The sequence below is a fragment of the Bradyrhizobium sp. genome, assembly GCF_016219575.1.
GTDB lineage: Bacteria > Pseudomonadota > Alphaproteobacteria > Rhizobiales > Xanthobacteraceae > Bradyrhizobium.
Genome location: NZ_JACRMG010000019.1, coordinates 79501 through 105731, shown reverse-complemented (window position 1 = coordinate 105731; position 26231 = coordinate 79501). Strand labels below are relative to the sequence as shown.

The window sequence follows — 26231 nt, the reverse complement described above, 5'->3', positions numbered from 1 at the left end:
AATGTATCCGCCGACGAGTCCGCTGCCGCCTATCACCAGGCTGCTGGTCGGCTGTGTTTCTCCTGACACTTCCTCAATCGTCCCCGGTGCAGGAATTATTCTCGCGTGCAAAGCCTTGCCTAATTCGTTGCGGTGCTGATGCGCACAATTGACATGCAAATACCCGATCTGTGACACGGTCGATAGTTCTTTGACCGACGCTCGTTAACGGTTTTCCTCCTGTGTCTGCCCTGGATGGACCGCCCCGTCCCTCGGCGCATCACGCTCCGATGCCGGCAGCAATCGTTGTCGTTCGCGTTCCCTCATGTACTCGTCGTATTTCGCCGTGCCGGGGCGCGGCGGGGCGTCCGCTGGCATCCCGCCCGCCCAGACCGGGATGGCGTCGCTGACGCCGGCCGCAAGCCGCTCGTTGATGGTTCCGCAGCCAGCCAGGCCGCCCGCTTGGGCCGCGATGCAAATCACCAGGAGGATTGCGCGGTCATATGGTAGTAGTCTGGTTATTGCTCAACTTTCCGTAGCGGAATCGGGTGATGCTGTATAGACCACCCGACAGCGGCCGGTGAAAGATACGGAAAAATTGATAATCGGGTTTCGACGGCGGGGAAGCGCCAGCCCGCCAGCCGTTAGCGGTATTATTTTGCTGCACCGCTTGGCCTCCCGTTACGGTCGCCTGCCGGCCGGGTTCCAGGGGCAGGGTTCCAAAGGCAGGGACGGCCCCCCGTCAGAAGGGCAGCCCCACATAGTTCTCGGCGACCAGCCGCATCGCCGTCTCGGACGAGAACAGGTAGGACATCTCCGTGTCCTGCAGCCTGTCGTCATAGGAAATGCGGTCGGGAAACCGGTGCAGCAGCATCGTCATCCACCAGGAGAAGCGCTGCGCTTTCCAGACCCTCGCCAGCGCCTTTTGTGAATAGGCGTCGAGGCCGGCATCGTCGCCCTTGCGGTAATGATCGATCAGGGCGTGATACAGATAATAGATGTCGGAGGCGGCGCTGTTCAGGCCGCGGGCGCCGGTGGGTGGCACGATATGCGCGGCATCGCCGGCCAGAAACAGCCGGCCATGCCGCATCGGCTCGGCGACGAAACTGCGGAGCGGAGCGATGCTCTTTTCGATCGATGGTCCGGTGACGAGCCGCCCCGCCACTTCCCCCGGCAGGCGGCGCTTGAGTTCGGCCCAGAAGGCGTCGTCCGACCAGTCTTCCGGCTTGTCGGTCAGCGGAACCTGAATGTAGTAGCGGCTCAGCACCTGAGAGCGCAGCGAACACAGGGCAAAACCCCGCTCGTGCTTCACATAGATCAGCTCAGGTGACACCGGCTTGGTGCGCGAGAGGATTCCGAGCCAGCCGAAGGGATAGACCTTTTCGTGCTCGCGCAGCACGTCTTTCGGAATCGACTTGCGGCTGACGCCATGGAAGCCGTCGGCGCCGATCACGAACTCGCAATCGACGCGCACGACCTTGTCGCCCGAGCGATAGGTTACGTAAGGCGCATCGGAGGCGATGTCGTGCGGCGTGACGTCTTCGGCGTTGTGGACCACCTGGCCGCCAAGCCGGTCGCGCGCCTCATAGAGGTCCCGCGTCAGTTCGGTCTGTCCGTAGACGATCACCGAATTTCCGCCGGAATACTTGTGGAGGTCGACACGGTCGAGTCGGCCATCATGAGCGATTTCGAAGCCGTGGTGGATCTCGCCTTCGCGGTCCATGCGCTCGCCGCACTGCGCCTCGCGCATCAGCTTGGCGAAGCCGTGCTCCAGCACGCCCGCGCGGATGCGGGAGAGGACGTGGTCGCGGCTGTATTTTTCCAGCACGATGGTGTCGATGCCCCGCAGATGCAGGAGCTGCGACAACAAGAGCCCCGACGGCCCGCCGCCGATGATGCAGACCTGTACCTTCATCCTTCGTATCCTCCCTGAGCCCTGCAACATTGCCCGGTCTGCGACCATAAGCGGATGGAGGGATCGGCCTTTGTCTTGTACAATTCGAACATGAGGTCGGCACGGTCGAATACGGCCATTCAGGTCTACAATCTGTTCGGCGAGTCCAGCGACCTGCCGGACGTCGTGCATTGCGAGACCATCGCCTCGCGTGCGGTGCTGCATGACTGGAAGCTTGCGGTGCACCGTCATGCCCGGCTGCACCAGGTGCTGCTGATCGAGCGCGGCGGGGGCGAGGCGACGCTCGACGGCCGCGTGCACCCGCTGCGTCCGATGCATGTCGTCAACGTGCCCGTCGGCGACGTGCATGGTTTCAGGTTCCTGCCGGGCACGCAGGGCTGGGTGGTTACCATCGCCGCCGAAATCCTCGACGAGACGCTGCTCGCCCCGGAGGGCCTGCGCGGCGTGCTGTCGCGATGCGCGATCGTGCGCGGCACGCGGCAGATGCGCGCCACCATGAAACAGATTTTCGCCGAGTTCGCCGGGCGGGACTTTGGCAGGGCCCATGTGCTTCGCGCGCTTTCGGCGAACCTGATCGGGCTCGTCGCGCGCGAACTCGCGGGCGAGGGAGGCGGCGACGGCGCGGCGGATTCCGAATTGTTCCGACGCTTCGAGGCGTTGCTCGAGCAGCATCATCTCGAGCGCTGGAGCGTATCGCGCTATGCCGCGCAGCTGTCGATCACGCCGACGCATCTCAACCGGGTCACGCGTGCGGCGACCGGGGACACCGCCTCCCATCTGATCCTCAACCGGCTGATCCGCGAGGCGCGGCGCAATCTCGTCTATACCAACCTGCCGGTGTCCACGATCGCCTACGCCCTTGGCTTCGATGACCCGGCCTATTTCAGCCGGGTCTATGCCGCCGCGACCGGGCTGCCGCCACGCGCCTTTCGCGCCCGGCTGCACGGCGGCGAGGAGTGATAGTTGGGAGGCCGGGGGAGTGCATCGCGGCGCGCCCGGTGCCCAACCCATTGCTTTTTCGTTCGTTCTTCTCGGCTTGGGTTTCTTGTTGACCAGTCCTATTGATTTGTACAATAGTACAAATATCATGCTTAGGGGGAAAACGTGAAGACCGCGCAGACGGTCCCACGACGTCATTGAGAGGAGGAGAGAGTGCCCACACCGACATTGTCCCGCCGCGCCGCAGTTGCCGGCGCGTTCAGTCTGGCTGCGCTGTTCAGCGTGCCTGCCCACGCCCAGGAAACGTTCAAGATCGGTCTCATCGTGCCGATGACCGGTGGCCAGGCCTCCACCGGCAAGCAGATCGACAACGCGATCAAGCTCTACATGCAGCAGAAGGGCGACACCGTCGCCGGCAAGAAGATCGAGGTCATCCTCAAGGATGACGGCGCCGTCCCCGACAACACCAAGCGGATTGCGCAGGAGCTGATCGTCAACGACAAGGTCAACGTCATCGCCGGCTTCGGCGTCACGCCGGCTGCGCTCGCTGCGGCGCCTCTGGCGACGCAGGCCAAGATTCCGCAACTCGTGATGGCGGCGGGCACCTCGATCATCACCGAGCGCTCGCCCTATATCGTGCGCACCAGCTTCACGCTGGCGCAGTCCTCCACCATCATCGGCGACTGGGCCGCCAAGAACGGCATCAAGAGGGTGGCGACGCTGACCTCCGACTATGCGCCGGGCAACGATGCGCTCAACTTCTTCAAGCAGAATTTCACCGCCGGCGGCGGCGAGATCGTCGAGGAAGTCAAGGTGCCCCTGCAGAACCCGGACTTTGCGCCGTTCCTGCAGCGGATGAAGGATTCCAAGCCGGATGCGATGTTCGTGTTCGTGCCGGCGGGGCAGGGCGGCAACTTCATGAAGCAGTATGCCGAGCGCGGGCTCGACAAGAGCGGGATCAAGGTCATCGGTCCCGGCGACGTCATGGATGACGACCTGCTCAACAACATGGGCGACGCCGCACTCGGCGCAGTGACCGCGCACCTCTATTCGGCGGCGCATCCCTCCGCGATGAACAAGGAATTCGTCGCCGCCTACAAGAAGGCCTTCAACAACCGTCCGGGCTTCATGGCGGTCGGCGGCTATGACGGCATCCACCTGATCTACGAGGCGCTGAAGAAGACCGGCGGCAAGACCGATGGCGATGCGCTGATCGAGGCCATGAAGGGGATGAAGTGGGAGAGCCCGCGCGGTCCGATATCGATCGACCCGGAGACCCGCGACATCGTGCAGAACATCTACATCCGCAAGGTCGAGAAGGTCGACGGCGAACTCTACAACGTGGAATTCGCAACCTTCGAGGCCGTGAAGGACTCCGGCAAGACAAAGAAATGACGCGCGAAAAACGCGTCATTGCCCCGCTCTCTCAGTGCGTCATGCCCGGGCTTGACCCGGGCATCCACGTCTTACTCAATCTAAGTCGTGAGAGAGACGTGGATGGCCGGGCCAAGCCCGGCCATGACGGCTAACTGAATTCGCCTCGTTGCTCGTGTTGACTATCGCGCTCCCATGACCACCGTATTCACCATCCTGTTCGACGGCGTGGCCTATGGCATGTTGCTGTTCGTGCTCGCCTGCGGCCTGGCGGTGACGCTCGGGCTGATGAACTTCGTCAACCTCGCCCACGGCGCCTTCGCCATGGCCGGCGGCTATGTCTGCGCGGTGCTGGTCAACAGCCAGGGTTGGCCGTTTTTTGCTGCGCTCCCGCTTGCCTTTGTCGTCAGCGCGGCGATTGGAGCGGCGCTGGAGCGGATGCTCTACCGCCACCTCTATACCCGCAGCCATCTCGATCAGGTGCTGTTCTCGGTCGGCCTAACCTTCATGTCGGTGGCGGCGGTCGACTACATCATGGGATCGTCGCGCATCTTCATCAAGCTGCCTGCGGCGCTGGAAGGGCAGTTCGACCTGTTCGGCGTCGGCATCGGCCGCTACCGGCTGATGATCATCGTGATCTGCGGGCTCCTGACGGTGGCGCTGCAACTCATCCTGGCGCGCACCCGCTTCGGCAGCCGGCTGCGTGCTGCGGTGGACGATCCCCGCGCGGCGATCGGGCTCGGCATCAACGTGCCGCAGGTGTTCGCCTTCACCTTCGCCTTCGGTTGCGGCCTCGCCGGACTCGGCGGCGCGCTGAGCGCGGAGATCCTCGGACTCGACCCGTATTTTCCGCTGAAATTCATGATCTACTTCCTGATCGTGGTGACGGTGGGCGGCTCCTCCAGCATCACCGGGCCGTTTCTCGCTTCGCTGCTGCTCGGCATCGGCGACGTTGCCGCCAAGTATTACGTGCCCAAGATGGGGCCGTTCGTGATCTACACCATCATGATCGTGATCCTGATCTGGCGCCCCAACGGCCTTTTCGGCCGCAGCGCTGCGCGGTGACCCCATGAGCGCGGCAAACGATGTTTCCACTTCCGCAATGGCCGGCAGCCGCTGGCGCATCAGCGAGGTTCTGTTCTGGGCGGTGGTGCTGGCCTGCCCGTTGCTGTTTCCGTCGCGCTATCTGATCATGACGGATATCTTGCGGCTGGCGCTGTTCACGCTCTCGCTCGACCTGATCCTCGGCTATGCCGGCATCGTCTCGCTCGGGCACGCCGCCTTCTTCGGCGTCGGCGCCTATTCGGCGGGCCTTCTTGCCCTTCATGGAATCATCAACGAGCCGGTCATTGCGCTCGTCGTTGCGGGCCTGGCCGCCATGGTGCTCGGTTTCTTCACGAGTTTCCTCGTGATCCGCGGCGTCGACCTGACGCGGCTGATGGTGACGCTCGGCATCGCGCTGCTGATGGAGGCGCTTGGCGAGCGCTTCTCCAACATCACCGGCGGCACCGATGGCTTGCAGGGTATCGAGATGCAGCCGATCCTCGGCCTGTTCGCCTTCGACATGTTCGGCAAGACCGGGTTCTGGTACTGCCTCATCGTGCTGTTCCTGCTGTTCCTGCTGGCGCGGCGCATCGTGCACTCGCCGTTCGGCCTGTCGCTGCGTGCGATCAAGAACAATCCGCTGCGCGCCGCCGCCATCGGCATTCCCGTCAATGGCCGGCTGATCGCCGTCTATACGCTGGCGGCCTTCTATGCCGGCATTGCGGGTGCGCTGTTCACCCAGACCACGGCGCTCGCCTCGCTCGACGTGTTCTCGTTCGAGCGTTCGGCCGACCTGATGCTGGTGCTGGTGATCGGCGGCACCGGCTATCTCTATGGCGGGCTGATCGGCGCGGTCGTGTTCAAGATGCTGCAGGAGCTGTTCCAGGCGATCACGCCGCAGTACTGGCTGTTCTGGATCGGTCTCGTGCTGGTCGTCATGGTGATGGTCGGCCGGGAGCGCATCCATCGCTGGGTGCTGTGGCTGCCCAATCTGGCGATCGCGAGGTTGACCGGCCGCAAGTCGGCGATTGCCGTGCCGGAGGATGAGGCATCATGACCGCGGCGCTGGAAACAAGGGGCCTGCAAAAATCGTTCGGCGGACTGAAGGTCACGCGCGACCTGTCGCTCAGGGTGGAGCAGGGCGCGCGCCATGCGCTGATCGGCCCAAACGGCGCCGGCAAGACCACTGTGATCAATCTGCTCACCGGCGTGTTGCAGGCCGATGCCGGGAGCATCCTGCTCGAGGGCCAGGACATCACCGATCTCGCCGTGCACAAGCGGGTGCTGCGCGGCCTGTCGCGCACCTTCCAGATAAACCAGCTCTATGCCGATCTGACCCCGCTGGAGACGATCGGGCTCGCGGTTTCCGAACGGCTCGGCCGCGGCGGCGACTGGTGGCGGCGCATGGGCACCCGCAGCGACGTCAACGAAGAGCTCGCCGACATCCTGTCGCGCTTCCATCTGCTCGACGTCATGAACGAGCTGACCGCCACGCTGCCCTATGGCAAGCAGCGGCTGCTCGAGATCGCGGTGGCGATTGCCGCCAAGCCGCGCGTGCTCCTGCTGGACGAGCCCGCGGCCGGCGTGCCCGAAAGCGAGCGTCACGACATCCTCGCTGCGGTCGCGGCGCTGCCGCGCGACGTCACGGTGCTGCTGATCGAGCACGACATGGATCTCGTGTTCTCCTTTGCCGACCGCATCTCGGTGCTGGTAAACGGCGCGATGCTGGTGGAGGGGCCGCCGGAGGCGGTGGCGCGCGATCCGCAGGTGAAGACGGTCTATCTTGGCGAGGGCGCCGATGCCTGAACTGCTCACCATTGAAAACCTGCGCGCCGGCTATGGCGAGGCGGTGGTGCTGCCCGGCATGACGCTCAGTCTGCGCGAGAGCCAGGTGCTGGCGCTGCTCGGCCGCAACGGCACCGGCAAGACCACGTTGATCAATTCCATCGTCGGCATCACCCGCCGCTTCGGCGGCCGCCTCGCCCTTGGCGGCGCCGATATCACGACACTGCGGCCCGACCAGCGGGCGCGTGCCGGGATCGGCTGGGTGCCGCAGGAACGAAATATATTCCGCTCCCTCACGGTGGAAGAGAACATGACGGCCGTGGCGCAGCCGGGGCCGTGGACGGTGGACAGGGTCTACGAGATGTTTCCGCGCCTGAAGGAGCGGCGCAACAATTACGGCAACCAGCTTTCCGGTGGCGAGCAGCAGATGCTGGCGATCGGCCGGGCCCTGACCCTCAATCCGAAGGTCCTGCTCCTGGACGAGCCGACCGAGGGGCTGGCGCCCATCATCGTCGAGGAATTGCTGCGGGCGTTGGGCACCATTACCCGCGCGGGTGGCATCTGCTCGGTCATTGTCGAGCAGAATGCGCAAAAGATTCTGGGGTTGGCCGACCGTGTTGTGATATTGGAGCGCGGCGCCATCGTTCACGATGCGCCGAGCAGCGCGCTCAAGGCCGATCCTTCGGCGCTGGAGCGCCATCTCGGCGTCTCCGGCGGCGCCGGCCACTGACGAATTTTCGGAGCTAACGACCATGCAGCGAACCAAGCCCCCCTTCCGCGCCGACGAGGTCGGCAGCCTCCTGCGCCCGGCCAAGATCAAGGAAGCCCGCGCGAAGCTGGAGAAGGGCGAGATCGGCGCCGACGAGCTGCGCAAGATCGAGGACATGGAGATCGAGAAGGTCGTGCACCGGCAGGCCTCGGTCGGCCTGAAGCTGGCAACCGACGGCGAGTTCCGCCGCTCCTGGTGGCATTTCGACTTCCTGGCCAAGCTGACCGGCTGCGAGCTGTTCCACCCGGACCAGGGCATCCAGTTCGCGGGCGTGCAGACCCGGCACGACGCGGTGCGCGTGATCGGCAAGCTCGACTTCCCCGACAATCACCCGATGCTGGACCACTTCCGCTTCCTGAAGAAGCACGCCGACACCGCCCACGTCACGCCCAAGATGACGATCCCTTCGCCGGCGGTGCTGCATTTCCGCGGCGGCCGCAAGGCGATCTCCAACAAGGTCTATCCGGACCTCGAGGAATTCTACTCCGATCTCGGCAAGACCTACCGCAAGGCGGTCAAGGCCTTCTACGACGCCGGCTGCCGTTATCTGCAGTTCGACGACACGGTGTGGGCCTATCTCTGCTCGCAGGAGGAGTTGAAGAAGGCGCGCGAGCGCGGCGACAACCCCGACGGCCTGCAGGAGATCTACGCCCGCATCATCAACTATGCGCTGGCCGAGAAGCCGGCCGACATGGTGGTGACCACCCATGTCTGCCGCGGCAATTTCCGCTCGACCTGGATTTCCTCCGGCGGCTACGAGCCGGTGGCGGAGGTCATGCTGGGCGGCACCAATTACGACGGCTATTTCCTCGAATATGATTCCGATCGCGCCGGCGGCTTCGAGCCGCTGCGCTATCTGCCCAGGGGCAACAAGGTCGTGGTGGTCGGCGTCATCACCTCGAAGTTCGGCGAGCTGGAGAAAAAGGACGACATCAAGCGCCGGCTCGAGGAGGCCTCGAAATTCGCCCCGCTCGAGCAGCTCGCGCTGTCGCCGCAATGTGGCTTTGCCTCGACCGAGGAAGGCAATATCCTTTCCGAGGAAGAGCAGTGGGCGAAGCTGCGACTGGCGGTGGAGATCGCCAACGAGGTGTGGGGGAAGTAACACCACGCTTTCGATTCGTCATTGCGAGGAGCGATAGCGACGAAGCAATCCATCTTTTTTGCCGTGACAAGGTTGGATGGCTTCGCTGCGCTCGCAATGACGGAGTAGGTGGACGTCGTCTTGGTCAGATCGCCTTCAGCTTGCGATAGGCGAACCACACCATCTTCAACAGCAGCCAGCCGTCGCGGAAGCGCGAGATCTGCGTCTCGCCGAAGGTGCGCGCCTTGTAGTGGATCGGCGTCTCGATGATCTTCAGGTTCTGCTTGGCCGCGCCGAAGATCAGGTCGAAATCGCCGAACGGGTCGAAATTGCCGAAATACTCGCGCTCCCGCGCCAGCACTTCGTAATCCCTGCGCAGCAGCACCTTGGTGCCGCACAGCGTGTCCGTCATGCGGGTGTTGACGAGATAGCTGAACAGATAGGCGAAGCAGCGGTTGGCGATGAAATTGAGCGGCCGCATCGCCTCGTTCTCCATGGGGTAGACGAGGCGAGTGCCGTTGACGAACTCCGCCTTGCCGCTTTCGATCACCGCGTGATATTTCGGCAGCGCTTCCGGCGGCATGGTGAGGTCGGCGTCGAGGATCATCAGCACATCGCCGGTCGCCGCCGCAAAGGCCTTGCGTACCGCATCGCCCTTGCCCTTGCCGTCCTGCCGCAGCACCTTGATGTCCCACTGGTCCTTGTAGGCATCGCGGACGCGCTCGCATTCGGCAAAGGTGTCGTCGCTGGAATTGCCCTCGACGAAGATGATCTCCTGGTGCGAGCCGAATTTCGGCATGCGCAGGATGGCATTCTCGATGTTGCCGCGCTCGTTGCGGCAGGGGATGACGATGCTCGCCGAATATTTGCGGTCGGGGAACAGCCGTACCGGCCGGCCGACGACATAGCTGCGCAGGGCCAGCTGCCGGATGCCCGGCAGCGGCGCGATATACTTGTTGATCAGCGGCCCGAGCCCGAGCCAGCGCCGCGGCAGCAGCTGCCGCTGCTCCTGGCTGATCATCTCGAAATCGGCGAGGTCCATCAGGTTGAGGAAATCGGCGGTGGCGATGTAGTTGACCTGCGGTTGCCTGTTGCGGAGGCCGACGGCCTCGGCCGCCTTCAGGATCGGCTCCCATAGATGGGAGTAATAGGCGATGATCAGCCGCGTCGACGGCGCGCAGAGCTGGTGGATCAGCCGCAGCGTGCCGTCGATGTCCTCGAGCAGGCCGATCGTGTCGGCGAGCACGATGTAGTCGAACGGGCCTTCGATTCCCTGCAGCGTCGCGGGATCCTCGACGTCGCCGAGCACGAAGTCGAGATGCGGATAGAGCAGCCTTGCGCGTTCCACCGCCTTCGGGCTGAAGTCGACGCCGACGCCATAGGACGGCTGCAGCGCCGCCAGCATGTGACCGCTGCCGCAGCCGAGCTCCAGCACGCGCTTGCCCGGCGGGATCAGGAAGCGCATGAACTTGCGGTCGTCGTCATGATAGGCGGCATTGAACCTGCGCCAGCGCTCGATCTCCTCGAGCGTGGCATCGACGCGCTCGCGCAAGGCGCGCTTGCGCGGATTGTCCGGTTGCGGCGTGGTGACGGGTAGCGGTGCTGAATTCATCTTGAACTCGAACGGTCTTGAAGCTGCGTCGCTTTAAGCCCATCGCGGCGCCGCTTTCCAGACCTGAAGGCCGGGTTTTGTTGTTCTTTTTTGATGGTTATTGCGGCTTCTCCGCCAGATAGACCTCGCCGAGCAGCGAGGAATTCGACCACGGCACCTGCTGGCTCTTCGTCGCAGCGACGACTTCGGCGCGCACGCGCGTCAGCATTTGCTGCACTTCGAGGCCGGGCGTGCCGATGTGGCGCGACAGCGCGGCGGAGAACGGACTGTTGGCGCCTTCGCCGTCGAGCGCGACCTTGCCGGGCGCGGTCGCGAACGCGATCAGCGTGCCTGCGCCGAGCGTCGAGCCCGATCCGAGCGAGGAGGGCGCCGCGAGGCCGCTCGCCTCGATGGCGCGGCCCGTGCCGGCTGCGGCGACTTGCGGCGCCATCGGATTGTTGCGGCAGGCATCGAGGATCAGGATGTTGGTGCGGAGCTGGTCGTCGAGGCCCGCCATGATGGTGTCCATGTCCATCATGGTGTCGGTCATGCTGGCGCCAGTCTTGAGCTGCGCGTCGACCGGTACCAGATAGTTGCGTCCGTCGATCTGCACGCCGTGGCCGGCAAAATAGACGATGGCGACCTGCGAGCGCGTCGCCTCGCGCAGGAATTCCCGGATCATGGTCTGCATGCCAGCGCGGTCGAGATCGATGCCTTCGGTGACGGCAAAGCCGATGTCGCGCAGGCCTTTCGCGACCGCGCGCGCATCGTTCGAGGGATTGGGCAGCGCCTTGACGTGGGTGTAGGCGCCGTTGCCGATCACCAGCGCCACGCGGCGGCCTGCCACGGCGCCGGGCGGCGACGCAGGCGAGGGTGCTGCCGTCTTGGCCGGCGATGTCGACGCGGGTGCCGTCCGCGGCGGATCGGCTTCCGACAGCAACGCCAGCCGCACCTTCGCGGTCGCCTGATTGGCCTTGCTGTTGGCATCGGAAGCTGTGCCCTGCAGCGTGGCGGCATAATCCTGCTTCGCGCTGGCGGTGTCGCCCTTTGCCTCATGGGCGAGGCCGCGCTGGATATAGGCCGAGATCAGCACGCTGCCGGGCGGCGTCATGATGTTGACCGGCACTTTCGCTCTCGCCAGCCGGATCGCCTCGGTCGTGTCGGCAATCGCGCGGTCGAAGTCGCCCCTGGCGCGCCAGATCACGGCGCGGTTGGTCAGCGGCTGCGGCAACGCCGGATCGATGCGGATCGCTTCATTGATGTCGGCGAGTGCGCCCTCGATATCGCCCAGCGCCTGTTTCGAGGCGCCGCGGTTCTGGTAGGAGAACGCCGACTTCGGCCCCATCTTGATCGACATGTCGTAGTCGGCGATCGCCCTGGCGTAGTCGCCCTTGCCGCGCCAGGCATTGCCGCGGTTGTGATAGATGATGCCGACGTCGCCGGTGGCATCCATCCGCAGCGCGTCGTTGAAATCGGCAATCGCGATGTCGTACTCGCCCTTGTCGTAATAGGCCGAGCCGCGAAGATTGTAGGCGGGCACGCTGGGGTGCAGGCGGATCGCTTCGGAGGCATCGGCGATCACCTGCGTGTAGTTGCCCTTCTTGTTCCAGCCGACCGCGCGCCAGAAATAGATGGTCATCAGCTTCTCGCCGGTGAAGACTCTCAGCGCGATGATCTTGTTGCAAGCATCGATCTGCTGATCGGGCGGCGTCGTGTCGGTGGTGCAGAGCGGCCCGAGCTGGTTGCGTTGTTGCGCGGAAGAGGGGACAGGCCATAGCGCGGATGCCAGCAGCACGAGCAGCACAATGAACCGGCGCATGAGGTTTCGTCCCGCCAACCGCGATGAGAGCCTTGCGGTTTGGTTGCGGGCCGCAGGATCGGGGTTCAAGCTGCCGGACGGGCGACGCATGGCATTTGGCCGGTTGGGCAGGGGATGATAGGACAGGCCGGACAGGACCAGCCTGCCCACCGGCATCCCACCTCGATTCCCATGAAAAACGACCAGATACTGGCTGAGATCACCGAATTCTGCCGCCGTTCGGATATGGCGGAATCGACCTTTGGGCGCTGGGCTGTCAATGACGGCAAGCTGGTTCACCGCCTTCGCGAGGGCAAGCGCATCACGATCGACACGCTGGAACGGATCCAGGCCTATATCGCGGCCTCCACGCCCGGCGGGCTGCCGCTGGTGCGCGGGCTCGAAGTGGTGCCGGAGAAGCGCGATCCGCGCGGCAATTTCCGCTTCTTCGAGAACCGGCAGAAATACCTGCTGTTCGTCCACACCTGCAGCGAGAAGCGGGTGATCGCCGACCGCGTGGCGCTGGAGCTTGCCAGCATCCACCCAAGGCCGCCGGCCTTGCGGGTGTTCGACGCCGGCGTCGGCGACGGCACGGTGCTGGCGCGCGTGCTGCGCGCCATGCACGGGCGCTTTCCCCACATGCCGTTCTATATCGCGGGCAAGGAACTGAGCCTGGAGGACGTCCGGCTGACCCTGGACAAGGTCCCCGACCGCCTGTTCGAGCATCCGGCGACCGTGTTCGTGCTGACCAACATGTACTACGCCGAGGCGCCGTGGCTGGCGCCTGCCACGCCTGCCGCCGCGGCCGGCATGATCTGGCATGAGGTGGCGCTGCAGGGAGCCTCTTCCGGGGAGTTCGAGGCCCAGATCGCCGAATTGGGGCCGTTCCTGGAGCAGAACTGGCGGGCCAATATCAGCCCCAAATCGGGCATGCCGATCTATGAACGGCCGGTGGCGCTGGTCCTGTACCGGGAGGACCACCGGTTCCTGCTCGATTCGATCATCCCGCGGGCCGGCCGGACCGAGGCCAATTTCGACCTCGTCATCGCTTCCCAGCCCTACCGGGCGAAATCCTCTGTGAATTTCAGGGCCAAGCGCATCATCGCGCCCCTGGCCCGGGCCCTGCGGGCCGGGGGCCGGCTGATCGGAATCCACTCCTATGGCCACGATCCGGGCCACGAAATCATCCAGGCGGTCTGGCCGGGAGAAAATCCTTTCACAGTGAGCCGGCATGAGCTATTGCGCGCGGTGAAATACGAGCTGGGGTCGGCCGGGCGCGATCTTAACTTTAATGCCTATGCCGATAACCGTTCCATCTTCCGATATGATATGGAAGCGCTGCCCAACGAGGTGACCGGCGCCATCGGAACCTCGACGGCCTTTGCAGCGTGGAATGCGGCGGTGTATGTCGCCCAGATCGAAGACGACCGGTTGGCGGAAATGACTGAAAACAGCAAAACCCTCGAGGCGACGCGAGAGGTTCTGCGCAAGCATAACGGGCTGTGGTTTTACGACGAATCCTACGTCATCTCGCGCCGTCGAGACTGACATCAACACTCCACTCATGAACGAAAGCCGCCGGCGGTCCGGCGCAAGAAGAGGTTTTTGATGCGCGCGTCCTATCTGTTCACCAGCGAGTCCGTCTCCGAGGGGCATCCGGACAAGGTTTCCGACCAGATCTCCGATGCGATCCTCGATGCCTTCATCGCCAAGGACGTCGAGCTCGGCATTGCCGACGACAGCCTGATCAACACCCGCCTCGGCTGCGAGACGCTGTGCACCACGAACAAGATCGTGATCGCCGGCGAGGGCCGCGGCCAGCTGTTCCGCACCATCAACGGCAAGTCGGTGGTCGACCGCGAGCTGATCAGCAAGATCGCGCGCGATGTGGTCAAGGACATCGGCTACAACCAGGACGGCTTCTCCTATCACGGCGCCGACATCGAGGTGCTCTTGCACGGCCAGTCGCCCGACATCGCGATGGGCGTCGACGCCAAGAAAAAGAAGAGCGGCGAGGAAGAGGGCGCGGGCGACCAGGGCATGATGTTCGGCTATGCCTGCACCGAGAGTGAGGTCTACGAGAAGGGCACCTTCATGCCCGCACCGATCTTCTTCGCGCACAGGGTCTTGAAGACACTCTCCGAGAAGCGTCGCAACGGCCAGCTCGCCGATTTGCAGCCGGACGCCAAGAGCCAGATCACCGTCAAGTATGTCGACGGCAAGCCGGTTGGCTGCACCAAGGTGGTGGTCTCGACCCAGCACAACGAGAAGAGCCGCAACAACAAGAAGTACACCCCCGGCCTGATCAAGGAGATGATCTCGACCGCGGTCGAGTCGGCGCTGCCCAAGGGCTGGATGCCGCAGCGGCCGAGCGACTTCCTGGTCAATCCGACCGGCAATTTCGTCGTCGGCGGTCCCGACGGCGACTGCGGCCTGACCGGGCGCAAGATCATCGTCGACACCTATGGCGGCTACGCCCCGCATGGCGGCGGCGCGTTCTCCGGCAAGGACGCGACCAAGGTCGACCGTTCGGCCGCCTATGCCGCGCGCTATCTCGCCAAGAACGTGGTCGCGGCCGGTCTTGCCGACCGCTGCACCATCCAGGTGGCCTATGCGATCGGCGTCGCCGATCCGATGTCGCTGCTGGTGGAAACCCACGGCACCGGCAAGGTCGACGAGAAGAAGCTCGAGAAGGTTCTGCCCGAGCTGTTCCGCCTGACGCCGACCAACATCCGCCGCACGCTGCAGCTCAACCGGCCGATCTACCGCCGCACCGCCTCCTACGGTCATTTCGGCCGCAAGCCGGACCGCGACGGCGGCTTCTCCTGGGAGCGTACCGACCTCGCCGACGCGCTGAAGCGCGCGGTTTGATCTTTTCACCTCGCCCCGCTTGCGGGGAGAGGTCGCCGCGAAGCGGCGGGTGAGGGGGAGCCTCCGCGAATTCAGTGCGCGGATAAAGCCCCTCACCCCGACCCTCTCCCCGTAAGGACGGGGAGAGGGAGTAGATCGCGCCATAAAGCGTTCAGCCTGCCTTGCTACTGACACGCCAGATTTCACTCGATCAGGAAATTCCAAATGACCGCCGCCGCCAAGAAGCCCGCCTTCACCGATTACATCGTCAAGGACATCGCGCTCGCCGACTTCGGCCGCAAGGAGATCTCGCTGGCCGAGACGGAAATGCCCGGCCTGATGGCGACGCGCGAGGAATACGGACCGAAGCAGCCGCTGAAGGGCGCGCGCATCGCCGGCTCCCTGCACATGACGATCCAGACCGCGGTGCTGATCGAAACGCTGGCAGCGCTCGGCGCCGATATCCGCTGGGTCTCCTGCAACATCTACTCGACGCAGGATCACGCGGCCGCTGCGATCGCAGCCGCCGGCATTCCGGTGTTCGCCGTCAAGGGCGAGACGCTGACCGAATACTGGGACTACACCGCGAAGCTGTTCGACTGGCACGGCGGCGGCACGCCAAACATGATCCTCGACGACGGCGGCGATGCCACCATGCTGGTGCATGCCGGCTACCGCGCCGAGCAGGGCGACACCGCCTTCCTGGACAAGCCGGGCTCGGAGGAAGAGGAAATCTTCTACGTGCTGATCAAGAAGCTCCTGAAGGAGAAGCCGAAGGGCTGGTTTGGGGAGATCGCCAAGAACATCAAGGGCGTCTCGGAAGAGACCACCACCGGCGTGCATCGCCTCTACGAGATGGCCAACAAGGGCACGCTGCTGTTCCCCGCCATCAACGTCAATGACAGCGTCACCAAGTCGAAGTTCGACAACCTCTATGGCTGCCGCGAGTCGCTGGTCGACGGCATCCGCCGAGGCACCGACGTGATGATGTCGGGCAAGATCGCGATGGTCGCGGGCTTCGGCGACGTCGGCAAGGGCTCGGCGGCTTCGCTGCGCCAGGCCGGCTGCCGCGTCATGGTCTCCGAAGTCGACCCGATCTGCGCGCTGCAGGCCGTCATGGAAGGCTATGAGGTCGTGACCATGGAAGATGCGGCGCCCCGCGCCGACATCTTCGTCACCGCCACCGGCAACAAGGACATCATCACCATCGACCACATGCGCGCGATGAAGGATCGCGCCATCGTCTGCAACATCGGTCACTTCGACAACGAGATCCAGATCGCGGGGCTGCGTAACCTGAAGTGGACCAACATCAAGCCGCAGGTCGACGAGATCGAATTCCCCGACAGGCACCGCATCATCCTCTTGTCGGAAGGCCGCCTGGTGAACCTCGGCAATGCCATGGGCCATCCGTCCTTCGTGATGTCGGCGTCGTTCACCAATCAGACGCTGGCGCAGATCGAATTGTGGGCCAACAACAAGAACGGCAAGTACGAGAAGAAGGTCTATGTGCTGCCGAAGTCGCTGGACGAGAAGGTCGCCCGGCTGCACCTCGCCAAGGTCGGCGCCAAGCTGACCGAGCTGCGCAAGGACCAGGCCGACTATATCGGCGTCAAGCCGGAAGGCCCGTACAAGAGCGATCATTACCGGTACTGATGGGCCGGAGGCCTTTCCTCCGTCATTGCGAGCGAAGCGAAGCAATCCATCCATCCCCGCGGGGATAGATGGATTGCTTCGTCGCTTCCGCTCCTCGCAATGACGGTGGAAAGACACACGCCTTCGTTCTCACGGCCTGAACTCGCCTGAGTTTTGCCAATTCGTTGGCCCTCTCTCGTGAAGAGGGCGCAGGGAAAGCCGGGCGCTGACTGCGCCCGCATCGCCGTGTGCGAAAAGTGCTACAGAAAGTGCACACGGGTTTGACAGGTACAGCCGAGACATCCCGGCTTTCCCCGCGCAATGGCTTTACGGCTTATGTCGCGCTCTCCCCGGGGAACGGCCTTTCTTGCCCCCGTTGCCCTGCCAGCACAGGCCGGCGGGGATAGACGCCAGGGTCGCGGCGCCAGGACCACACGATTTCACCGTACGCTGCCAACGTTTCGTCGGGCAGAAGTGTTTCCGCCTGACGCCGCAGCGTCCATCGCAACCCGCGCCACGTTCCGTGACGATCGCGCGAACGCCCCTCATGGTGGCGCGGGCTGAGGCGCTTATGCCGCAAATCAGAATTTATGTAAAGCAGAATATTTTTCATTCCGGGGCTTGACGCGATTCCGTCAATCCGAAGGTGATTTGCCCGTCGTGCCGAATTGGCGACATTGTTGAATCCCATGCCGTTTCCCCGGTCGATCCTGGAACCGTAGCCGCGGGAGTGCGCCTTGCCGAAATCCAATCCGGGGTTCTACGTGGGCCGTGTGGCCGGCAAACCACAACCGCTCCGCGATCGTTCAACGCAATCGATCGCGCAATTGCGGCGGACGAATCGAATCAACTAGACCCATCGATGGGGCTGGGAAGCGGAGTAACAGTATGAGAGTCGCTTCCTTGGAAAGTGTACTGACGGCGGCCACACTGGTTGCGGCCATCGTTGTCGTGTTGTGGGGAATGAAGATTTTCTACGGCGCGTGAACTGGCAGGAACTGGCGTCGAACAGAGACCTCCGGTCAAGAAGGGGTTCGCGACAAAGGCAACACTTCCGCGGCGGCGGAAGCTCTCTTTTTTCGCAATGCGGGGATTTCGGCCGGCCGAGGCGAGCCGAGCACTGTTCGAAGCATTGCGACCCACAAAGCCAAGAAGAAACCGATTTCAAGCCCTCATGCATTTCAGCTTCTATCTGATGATCGCAGCCCTGGTCCTCATGGGCTTGCAGCTCGCCTACGCATTCTATCAATTGGCGGCGTTCGCTCTCTGAGCCGGCCAGAGCATCTCGGTTCTGATTGAAACAGTCCCTAGGATGGGTTGAGCGTTTGGCGAAACCCATCGCTTTTGCTGGACCAATGATGGGTTTCGCTGTCGCTCAACCCATCCTACGGGCTACGCTCCATTCCGGAAGCGCCAGACTAATGCGCCATCAGGACCGGCAGGTCGGCGTGCTCCATGATGTGGCTGGTGGCGCCGCCGAAGATCATTTGCCGCAGCCTGTTGCGCGTGAACGCGCCCTTGACGAGGAGATCGCAGCCTTCGGCCCTGGCGGCGTCGAGTACCGCTTCGCCGGTCTCGCGGTCGCCGAGCTTGACGCGCAGCGGCCTGGCGGCGATGCCGTTGTGTTGCAATTGCTTGAGAATGTCGTCGGCGGACGGGCCCGGTACATCCTGCCCGCCGATCACGGTCAACAGCGTCACCCGGTCGGCCAGATGCAACAGCGGCATGGCAAAGGCGTTCGCGCGCGCCTGCTCGGTGCTGCCGTTCCAATGCACCATGACATTGCTGGCGATCTGCTTCGGCGCCACGGGCGGCGCCAGCAGGACCGGCCGGCCGCTCTCGAACAATGCGGATTCGATGGCGCGCCGGTGCAGGCCCGACGAATCCCCATCCAGCCGGCTGATGACCGTCACATCGAACGCGCGGCCAAGGTTGCCGATGAAGCTCTCATCTTCGGGGGCTGTGGCAAGCCATCCGCAGCTCGGATGCTCGGCGGGCGTGCCGGAGGGCGGGATGCCGTGCTCCTGCATGAAGGCTTCGAACAGGCGGCGCAGCTCCGCGACCTCCTCGTCGCGCTGCGCGTCGTAGGCGTCCATGGTGAGGCCCGCAGTCAATTCCGCCACGACATAGGGAGGAATGGCAATCCGCAGCGGAAAGCCCTCGATGTAGGCGCCGGTTCGGCGCGCCAGCAGTACGGCCGTCTCGAGGGCCGATTTCATCGTTGCAATGTGTTGGGTCGGCGCCAGGATCGTCTTCATCCCCGGATCTCCACTTCGCTTCGCGCGCCTGAAGGGACAGGCGACATCGATGCCGACAGGCTAATCCCTGGAAGGGGACAACGAAAGTCCGATCGCGCGGGTGGCGGAAGCCTGCACACAGGCGCAAGCTTCCGCTTCGGGTCGAGCCGCAGCTTTCAGGCTCCGCGGGTCACTTGATCCCGAGGCCGGCTTTGGCGCATTGCTCGTCCTGGTCGCCGGTGACGCCGCTCACGCCGACGCCGCCCGTGACCTTGCCGTCGACCATGATCGGCAGGCCGCCGGGCGAGGCAAACACGCCGGGGAGCGTGGCCGTGGCCGGCCCGCCCTTGTTGATGACATCCGCAAAGACGCGCGTCGGCCGCCGGTAGGTTGCCGCCGCCCGGGCCTTGCCGACGGCGATATCCACGCTGGCCGTCTGCGTGTTGTCCATGCGCTCGAAATAGACGAGGAAGCCGTGATTATCGACCACGGCGACCGCCACGTTCCAGCCGTTCTTCTGGCATTCGCCGACGACGTCGGCTGCGATCTTCTTTCCGCCCGCAGCGTTGACCGCGGTGCCGTAGTCGGGACGCTTGTCCTGCGCCGATGCGGCGGTGGCAAAGGCTGCGAGTGCGGCGGCGACCAGAATTGCCTTCATCTTGTGACCCCTCCCTTGGGATTGTTGTGTGGGGGAACCATAACAGACGGAGAGCCATCGCGGTGCGATCAATGATCGCACAGCCTCGCCAAGCCAATCCTGGCTTGCAGCGGTCGCACTTTTTGCTGCGACGCGGTGCCGAGTGCGCACGGGCAGGCTGCCCCAGCCCCAACTGCCGAGGTTCGACTTCCTCGATGACGACGAAGGTCGGCTCGAGCGCAAGAGCCAGTTTGCGCGTTGGAACTGGCCGATTGCGCATCAGCTAACGCCCGTCGGCTGGCCCCGTGCACCGGTCGGAAGCACAATGACGCGCCGCTCATGTGTATCCAGGGAACCACATTAACCAGTAAACTTTCGGGCTCCATTTGTCGGTACAATTGCCCAAGGACCTTCCCCCGGTGTATCCCCACACGATGCGGCGCGGACCACGACTTGGGAATTGCAGTTGGGCCCCGAGATTCGGCGTTATTGCCGTCTTGCTGGGCATATGTGCGGGCTGTAACACGGCAAGAAGCGAGAAATGGGACACCGCTAAATACGGCAATCCGGTCATATCGAGAACAGGCGACGCCATTCTCATCACTGGAGAGGAGCCCCCTTCAGGCCTCTATTTTCGACGGAGCGACCTCGCGCCGAGCAAGAACTATCGTCTGGAGATCTTGGGGGATTTCCGCTACGGCGCGCCCACACTGCGAATTCAGCGGGACGAGCGGGAATTCGAGTACAGAGCTGCGCCGGATGGGAAGCTTGAGCTGGACATTCGGGAAACGAAAAATCTTGAGGTGCTAATCTACAGTGACAGCCGATTTTCGTATCGGGCCAGGCTGGCGCTATCAGAGTGCAAGGAATGCGCTGGTTTACCCGATGTCGTTGGTTGGAAGGTTGCCAAATATGGCTCCCCCACGGTCACCGCGATTGAAAAAGGGCTGACGATCGCCGGAAATGGAACCCCGTCGGGAGTCTATTTCCGACGTAGCGATCTCGATAAACAAAAGTCCTACGAGCTGGAGTTGTCCGGGAAGTTGATCTCCGGTGGCGCCACCGTCCGCCTGCAGCGCGATGATGCTCCCTTCGAATACATTGCTGCGCCCGACGGCACCACGCCAATCATGATTTCGGGTATTGAGAGGCTGGAAGTACTCATCTACAGCGATTCAGCGTTCACTTACCGAACGGGCGAATTGGCGCTGCGAAAATGCGAACAGTGCCTGGACGGTCAGCTCAAGCTGCCCGGCTGGAACACTGCAAGGTACGGCGAGCCAGTCGCAAGCATAGCTCACGACAAGATCAAGATCTCGGGCACCGGTCGCCCTGCGGGCCTCTATTTCCGTCGGGATGATCTCGACAAAGGGAGGACCTATCGACTCCGGATATCAGGCCTCCGGCGATCGGGATCTCCCATGTTGCGGTTGCAGAGGCGAGACGGATCGCTGGAATATCTCTCAGCCCCAAGAGGCGATTTAGAGCTCTATATTTCCGACACGACACGTCTGGAGCTTTTGATCTACGGCGAAACCCGGTTCTCATACCAGGCTGGATTGCGGTTTCGCGAATGCGCGGATTGCCTGACGGACGAAGGATTGAGGGACATCATCAGGGCGGCGATTCCCGGATTGAACGAAACTCTCAAGGTTGATCGCTTGGCGGCTGCTCACAAGCTGGTGATTTGGACTGCCCGGACAGTCGATCTCGGGGAAAGTGTCCCCAAGTTCCCCAACGTTGTAAACGCCTTTCCGTATCTGTCTGCATCGCAGTTGTATGACGCCGTGTGGAAGCCGGATGCCGGAGGCGCGTTGTGCGGCGGCTTCGCCATTTTCTTCCAGAAGGTGCTGAACCTGTTTGGCATCGATGCCTTCACCATCGACATAGGTTTTCCCGGCACATTCCTGACGCACGTTACGACCGTCCTGCCTGTAACGACCGGTTCTGGCACAAGCTTCTATATCTTCGATCCCACGTTCGGCGGAACGTATGCGACGCGCGACGGTCGTTACGTCGATCTGGGTAGTATGCTGTCGCAAGCGGCGGATGTGCACTTCGTGGCTGAGCCCGTTATGCGTACCGCGATCATCAAAGGAAAATCCCCGGCTATCGCACGAAAGAGCTACCGCAAGCTTGGCCTGGCTCCGAAGTGTCGGCGATCGAAGGATCTCCGCGGGTACCTGGTATGCGACGATCTCGCCTATGATCGACGTTTCGTGCTGAAGGCGTGGTCTCCTCTGCTGCGCAGGCACAGAATTTCGCCGAAGACGGACCTGATACTTGCCCTTCTACGGCATAAGGTCATTTCCAGCACCGTCCCCGCTGACTTGAAGACAGCATTCGCTGCTACGCTGTCTGAATCGACGGTCACCAAGTCTTCAATCCCGTGATGCATGCGGGGCGCGACTTGGCCTGGTTGAAAGCGCTATCCCCGAGCCCTCGCGTCCGGCACGCGTCTTGACGAAGGAGAAGGTCTCCTACGCGATGAATTGCTTCACAAAGCCCGAGTATCGCTGCCGCCAGTCAGGTGCCCATAATTCGTCCACCTCCGGGCGATCCGGGCAATCACCTGCGGGGCTTTCGATAGCGGCGATCAATTCATTGACGCTGCGAAAGCGCTCGAACGTCTGATCGGGATACTTGAAAGGTCCGCCGACCTCATCCCAGATGAAAATCCGGTTCGCGATGCCAATCGATTCCGCCAGGACGGTGGAAGGTCCGCTCACTATGGTGTGCGCCAGGACGAGCGACGCGTAGAAGTCCGGATTGCAGTCCAGCTCGATGGTTCGCCCCTGCCACGTGATGCTCGAATGTCCGCCAAAATTCCGGTCGCGTGGGTTCGCTCGCAAACGTATCCGATAGCGTCCGTCGAAGTGATGATCAAGTTTTCCCGCGAGCTCGAGATATTTCGTAGCCTCTCCAAGTTTGGCGACAATCAGGATTTCCGGAGGGCCAGCCTGCAGTGGCTTTCGATGCAGGAGCAGCGATTCCGCGCGATGCGGGTTGCCAATGACTACATGGTGCAAGGGAGCGTTGATCTTCTTGGTCCACCACCTGCCGTAGGTGAGAAGATATTCGGGAAGGGTAGCCCTATATGCATCGCTGGCAAGCAGGGTCGGCGCAAAGTTGTACTCCGGCTGACCAGCTCCAAACTGACCGTGCTGATACTCCGCTACCGTAATTCCCATTTCGCGGGCTACCTGAATCGAAGGCGCGTGACCTCCAGTCGTACCGGCCATCACCAGCAAAATTCGCGGATTGGCCCTTTCGAATAGCCGGTGAAACCGCCTCCGTTCGAGTTGAAAGCGGCGCAAATTGCGGGAAATGATTGTGGTGAAATAGCCTTGGCGTTCCAACGGTAGCTGAAGGCCGAACAGCTGCTTGACCCGGGCGGTCAAGAAACGGGTGAGTCCATTCGCAACGGCATCGAACGGGCCAGAATTGATCATCGCAGATCGAAACTTGCGCAATGCCAGCTCCGGCAGCGAATACAGTACATCGGGGTTGCGGCGGTTGCGCGGCACCGAATACTGCAAGGGAAACAAGTCCTCTATCACCACAGTGTCTTCGGGGTACTGAAGCGCAAAATCATCGCTCAGCCGGTTGAATGCCATGCCGTCACGCTGAACCATCGTTGACGTGGTCCCGAAGATCATGATGGGCCGGCGCAGTACGCCCCGCCGGAGCACCTCTCTGTTGTGTCGCGCCGCCTTGAGCAGAGCCGCAGCCGCGCGGTGGTGGTGCCAGGGCTTCGGCAATGGCCCGATAAAGGCAGCCCATTCATAGGCGAGTTCATGGATGAGATAGCTCAGGAAGACGTGCCGCACGGCAGGCCAGGCCAGCCAACCCGTTACCGGGCACTTGAAGGAAAGAATCTCGGCTGAATCCTCCACCAAGAGGATCTCGGGCAGAGTCAATGCGACGCCAGCCGCCAAATTACGTCGTCCTTTCGCGCCGAGTTTCCTACAAGTGAATGTGTCGTGCAACTACATGCGGACGCGGTCGCATTTCAATCAGGGCCTTCGCAATTTCAAACGTGTCGTTGTCGTCGATGTCGAGACCCGTAATTCTGGGCGCGACTATCGGAACGATGCGCGATCCCATGAAGTTCCGATCCCAGCGCACCCAACGCTCGTGCCTGAAGATTTCAAGATTATAGGGTTGATACACCTTCGGAAACTGGGAGCGAAACATCTTCGACTGGTTTGGATCCCATCCCTCTCCGTAGGGCTGGAGAAAACCTTGCGCATCAATGTGGTGGAGTCTCGGGTCTGCCTCGCTGACAATCCGCACCGAATCTATGTCGTCATTCCGGATCAAGAGATCAATTCCTTGCAGCGTGTGTATCAGGCTACGAAAAGGATTGACTGGCTTAAGGCTGATCCACAAGTCTGGCAGAGATATATTGGACCTCGGGAGGTTGGCCGCCAGGTCGGCCATGATGGCCTCCCAGTTTGCGGTATCCGTGCTGGCTTGCTCTCCACGCAGGTAGGGGCATTCTGCTCCAAACTTCAGCGCGATTTCGCGATACTTTTCCGAGTCCGTGCTCACGATAATTCGATCGACGGCCAGGTTCTTGGCGAATGCAATTGAATAGGCCAAGAGCGGATATCCATCGATTTCGAGTATGTTCTTGTCAGGCAATCCCTTGGAGCCCGACCTGGCTGGGATAAGTGCGTAAGATTTCATGCCTCTCCTTACGCCCATTTATTCTTGCCTGACAATGATGCCCGGAGTTGCTATTCTTGCCCAAGTCGCGGCAATAGTTGCGATTGGGCTGCGCGGTATGGTCGCCTACCTACCTGTTCATGGTCGGCAGTAATGAAGGGCCCTGGTATCGTACGGGAACGATGATGTTGAAACAAATTTTCGCGCCGCAGCTTGTCGTGCTCTATGCCTTCGTGGCGTCCACGCTCTATGTGCATTTCCGCGGGCGCCAGCGCCTGCGCTTTGCCCGGCAGATCGGCGATCACTCGACCTATCTGGCGCCTTACAATGTGCTGATGTACGCCGGCTCCGCGGTTCCCAACACGCCGGTGATACCGGTCGAGAAATTTCCGGAACTCGCCAAGCTCAGCGAGAACTGGGAGACGATCCGCGACGAGGCGGTGCGGCTGTTCGACGAAGGTTTCATTCGCGCAGCAGCGAAGAACAACGACTGGGGCTTCTATTCCTTCTTCAAGAGCGGCTGGAAGCGCTTTTACCTGAAGTGGTACGACGACTTCCTGCCGTCGGCGCGGACGCTGTGCCCGAAGACGGTCGAACTGCTCAATTCGATCCCCACCGTGCACGGGGCGATGTTCGCCATGCTGCCGCCCGGCGGCAAGCTGGGCGCGCATCGCGATCCCTTCGCGGGTTCGCTGCGCTATCACCTTGGCCTCGTGACGCCGAATTCGGACAAATGCCACATCTTCGTCGACGGCGTCGAATGCGTCTGGCGCGACGGCGAAGCGTTCATGTTCGACGAGACGTTCATCCACAGCGCGGAGAATGCGACCGACGTCAACCGCATCATCCTGTTCTGCGACGTCGAGCGTCCCATGAAATACGGCTTCATGACCGCGATCAACCGCTGGGTCAGCCACCACATCGTAAAGGCCTCGGCCACCCAGAACGTGGAAGGCGAGCATGTCGGCGCACTCAACAAGGCGTTCGGCAAGCTCTACGAGTTCCACCTTGCCAGCCGCAAGGTCAAGGAATGGAACCGGACGGTCTATTACACGCTGAAGTACAGCATCGGCGTGCTGATCATCGGGCTGATCGTGGCGTCGGCCCTGCGGTGATGCGTAGGGCGGATTAGCGAAGCGTAATCCGCCGCTCTCGTGCCGGAAGAAAGGCGGATTACGCTTGCGCTAATCCGCCCTACAAATCCCGGCTTACTCCGGCTTGCCGATATTGACCTTCAGCGTGCCGACGCCGTCGACCCCGCATTCGATCTTGTCACCGGGCTGCAGCTGCGACACGCCGGCGGGCGTGCCCGTCATGATGATGTCGCCGGCGGCGAGCTTCACCTGCTGCGACAGCTGCCAGACGATCTCCGGCACGTTCCAGATCAGCTCGGTGAGGTCGCCCTTCTGCGTCTCCTTGCCGTTCACCGTCAGCCAGATCTTGCCCTTGACGGGATGGCCGATCTTGGCGGCCGGCTGGATCGCCGAGCACGGCGCGGAATAGTCGAAGGACTTGCCGATCTCCCACGGGCGCTCCTTCTTGCGCGAGGCGATCTGCAGGTCGCGGCGGGTGAGGTCGATGCCGACGGCGTAGCCGTAGACATGATCCAGCGCCTTGTCGGCGGGAATGTTGAGGCCGCCGCTCTTCATCGCGACGATCAACTCGACCTCGTGATGCAGATCCTTGGTCAGCGGCGGGTAAGGGATGGTGGCCCCGTCAGGCACCAGCATGTCGGCATGCTTGGCGAAGAAGAACGGCGGGGCGCGCTCGTCATTGCCCATCTCGCGGATGTGCTCGAGATAGTTGCGGCCGACGCACCAGATGCGGCGGACCGGATAGGCCTTGGTCTCGCCGACCACGGGAAGGGACGGCTGCGGCGCTGCGGGAATGACGTACGAGGTGGCGTTCATCTTGGGGGTCTCGGGG

At 62.7% G+C, this 26231-nt stretch carries 21 protein-coding genes; 12 read left to right on the top strand and 9 right to left on the bottom strand.

Translation table 11 applies throughout. The features are described from left to right. Positions 1 to 204 precede the first annotated feature (204 nt). Both HZB49_RS16595 and pobA read right to left on the bottom strand, forming a co-directional pair. Positions 205 to 471, bottom strand: coding sequence for a hypothetical protein (locus HZB49_RS16595; RefSeq protein ID WP_291613349.1), 267 nt, complete (start codon positions 469 to 471; stop codon positions 205 to 207). Positions 472 to 721: 250 nt separating this feature from the next. Next, the gene (pobA, locus tag HZB49_RS16590; RefSeq protein ID WP_291613216.1) at positions 722 to 1894 is read right to left on the bottom strand and encodes a 4-hydroxybenzoate 3-monooxygenase; all 1173 of its coding nucleotides are present in this window, start codon (positions 1892 to 1894) and stop codon (positions 722 to 724) included. A gap of 54 nt (positions 1895 to 1948) precedes the next feature. Here pobA and HZB49_RS16585 point away from each other — a divergent pair, with 54 nt between their 5' ends. From HZB49_RS16585 to HZB49_RS16555, 7 genes are all read left to right on the top strand, one after another. Next, complete coding sequence (locus tag HZB49_RS16585; protein ID WP_291613214.1) at positions 1949 to 2854, top strand: helix-turn-helix domain-containing protein; 906 nt, start codon at positions 1949 to 1951, stop codon at positions 2852 to 2854. Between the two features lie 243 nt (positions 2855 to 3097). Next, positions 3098 to 4228, top strand: coding sequence for an ABC transporter substrate-binding protein (locus HZB49_RS16580; protein ID WP_291613347.1), 1131 nt, complete (start codon positions 3098 to 3100; stop codon positions 4226 to 4228). A 174-nt stretch (positions 4229 to 4402) separates the two neighbouring features. Next, positions 4403 to 5272 carry a branched-chain amino acid ABC transporter permease gene (locus HZB49_RS16575; RefSeq protein ID WP_291613212.1) on the top strand — a complete coding sequence of 290 codons (870 nt, stop codon included), beginning with the start codon at positions 4403 to 4405 and terminating at the stop codon, positions 5270 to 5272. A 4-nt stretch (positions 5273 to 5276) separates the two neighbouring features. Further along, on the top strand, positions 5277 to 6308 hold the full coding sequence (locus HZB49_RS16570) for a branched-chain amino acid ABC transporter permease (RefSeq protein ID WP_291613210.1): 1032 nt from the start codon (positions 5277 to 5279) through the stop codon (positions 6306 to 6308). Further along, entirely contained in the window at positions 6305 to 7057 is a 753-nt protein-coding gene (locus tag HZB49_RS16565) for an ABC transporter ATP-binding protein (RefSeq protein WP_291613208.1), read from the top strand. Before HZB49_RS16570 ends, HZB49_RS16565 begins: the two co-directional genes overlap by 4 nt. Continuing rightward, positions 7050 to 7766: an ABC transporter ATP-binding protein gene (locus tag HZB49_RS16560; protein ID WP_291613206.1), complete on the top strand. Its 717-nt coding sequence runs from the start codon at positions 7050 to 7052 to the stop codon at positions 7764 to 7766. Before HZB49_RS16565 ends, HZB49_RS16560 begins: the two co-directional genes overlap by 8 nt. 22 nt (positions 7767 to 7788) lie before the next feature. Continuing rightward, positions 7789 to 8907, top strand: a complete 1119-nt coding sequence (locus HZB49_RS16555; protein WP_291613204.1) for a cobalamin-independent methionine synthase II family protein — start codon at positions 7789 to 7791, stop codon at positions 8905 to 8907. A gap of 124 nt (positions 8908 to 9031) precedes the next feature. On the opposite strand, the gene HZB49_RS16550 is transcribed toward HZB49_RS16555, so the two are convergent. Both HZB49_RS16550 and HZB49_RS16545 read right to left on the bottom strand, forming a co-directional pair. After that, positions 9032 to 10498: a glycosyltransferase gene (locus HZB49_RS16550; protein ID WP_291613202.1), complete on the bottom strand. Its 1467-nt coding sequence runs from the start codon at positions 10496 to 10498 to the stop codon at positions 9032 to 9034. Positions 10499 to 10595: 97 nt separating this feature from the next. Then, positions 10596 to 12296 (bottom strand): caspase family protein, encoded by a 1701-nt coding sequence (locus HZB49_RS16545; RefSeq protein WP_291613201.1) that lies wholly within the window; start codon positions 12294 to 12296, stop codon positions 10596 to 10598. Between the two features lie 171 nt (positions 12297 to 12467). Here HZB49_RS16545 and HZB49_RS16540 point away from each other — a divergent pair, with 171 nt between their 5' ends. From HZB49_RS16540 to ahcY, 3 genes are all read left to right on the top strand, one after another. Further along, positions 12468 to 13823, top strand: coding sequence for a hypothetical protein (locus HZB49_RS16540; RefSeq protein ID WP_291613345.1), 1356 nt, complete (start codon positions 12468 to 12470; stop codon positions 13821 to 13823). A 60-nt stretch (positions 13824 to 13883) separates the two neighbouring features. Further along, entirely contained in the window at positions 13884 to 15146 is a 1263-nt protein-coding gene (gene metK, locus HZB49_RS16535; protein WP_291613198.1) for a methionine adenosyltransferase, read from the top strand. Between the two features lie 204 nt (positions 15147 to 15350). After that, positions 15351 to 16781, top strand: coding sequence for an adenosylhomocysteinase (ahcY, locus tag HZB49_RS16530; protein WP_291613196.1), 1431 nt, complete (start codon positions 15351 to 15353; stop codon positions 16779 to 16781). Positions 16782 to 18178: 1397 nt separating this feature from the next. Here the strand turns inward: ahcY and HZB49_RS16525 are convergent. Together HZB49_RS16525 and HZB49_RS16520 are read right to left on the bottom strand one after the other, a co-directional pair. Beyond that, the gene (locus tag HZB49_RS16525) at positions 18179 to 19018 is read right to left on the bottom strand and encodes a universal stress protein (RefSeq protein ID WP_291613194.1); all 840 of its coding nucleotides are present in this window, start codon (positions 19016 to 19018) and stop codon (positions 18179 to 18181) included. A gap of 169 nt (positions 19019 to 19187) precedes the next feature. Next, complete coding sequence (locus tag HZB49_RS16520; protein ID WP_291613192.1) at positions 19188 to 19655, bottom strand: heme-binding protein; 468 nt, start codon at positions 19653 to 19655, stop codon at positions 19188 to 19190. 476 nt (positions 19656 to 20131) lie between these two features. Here HZB49_RS16520 and HZB49_RS16515 point away from each other — a divergent pair, with 476 nt between their 5' ends. Then, positions 20132 to 22027, top strand: a complete 1896-nt coding sequence (locus tag HZB49_RS16515) for a hypothetical protein (protein ID WP_291613190.1) — start codon at positions 20132 to 20134, stop codon at positions 22025 to 22027. Positions 22028 to 22114: 87 nt separating this feature from the next. Here HZB49_RS16515 and HZB49_RS16510 read toward each other — a convergent pair whose 3' ends face one another. Together HZB49_RS16510 and HZB49_RS16505 are read right to left on the bottom strand one after the other, a co-directional pair. Further along, a complete protein-coding gene (locus HZB49_RS16510) occupies positions 22115 to 23572 on the bottom strand; it encodes a hypothetical protein (protein ID WP_291613188.1) in 1458 nt (485 codons plus the stop codon). Between the two features lie 28 nt (positions 23573 to 23600). Continuing rightward, positions 23601 to 24326, bottom strand: coding sequence for a hypothetical protein (locus HZB49_RS16505; RefSeq protein ID WP_291613187.1), 726 nt, complete (start codon positions 24324 to 24326; stop codon positions 23601 to 23603). Positions 24327 to 24490: 164 nt separating this feature from the next. On the opposite strand from HZB49_RS16505, the gene HZB49_RS16500 reads away from it, so the two are divergent. After that, entirely contained in the window at positions 24491 to 25420 is a 930-nt protein-coding gene (locus tag HZB49_RS16500) for an aspartyl/asparaginyl beta-hydroxylase domain-containing protein (RefSeq protein WP_291613186.1), read from the top strand. A gap of 93 nt (positions 25421 to 25513) precedes the next feature. Here HZB49_RS16500 and HZB49_RS16495 read toward each other — a convergent pair whose 3' ends face one another. Further along, positions 25514 to 26215, bottom strand: a complete 702-nt coding sequence (locus HZB49_RS16495; RefSeq protein ID WP_291613184.1) for a fumarylacetoacetate hydrolase family protein — start codon at positions 26213 to 26215, stop codon at positions 25514 to 25516. Between the last annotated feature and the right edge of the window lie 16 nt (positions 26216 to 26231).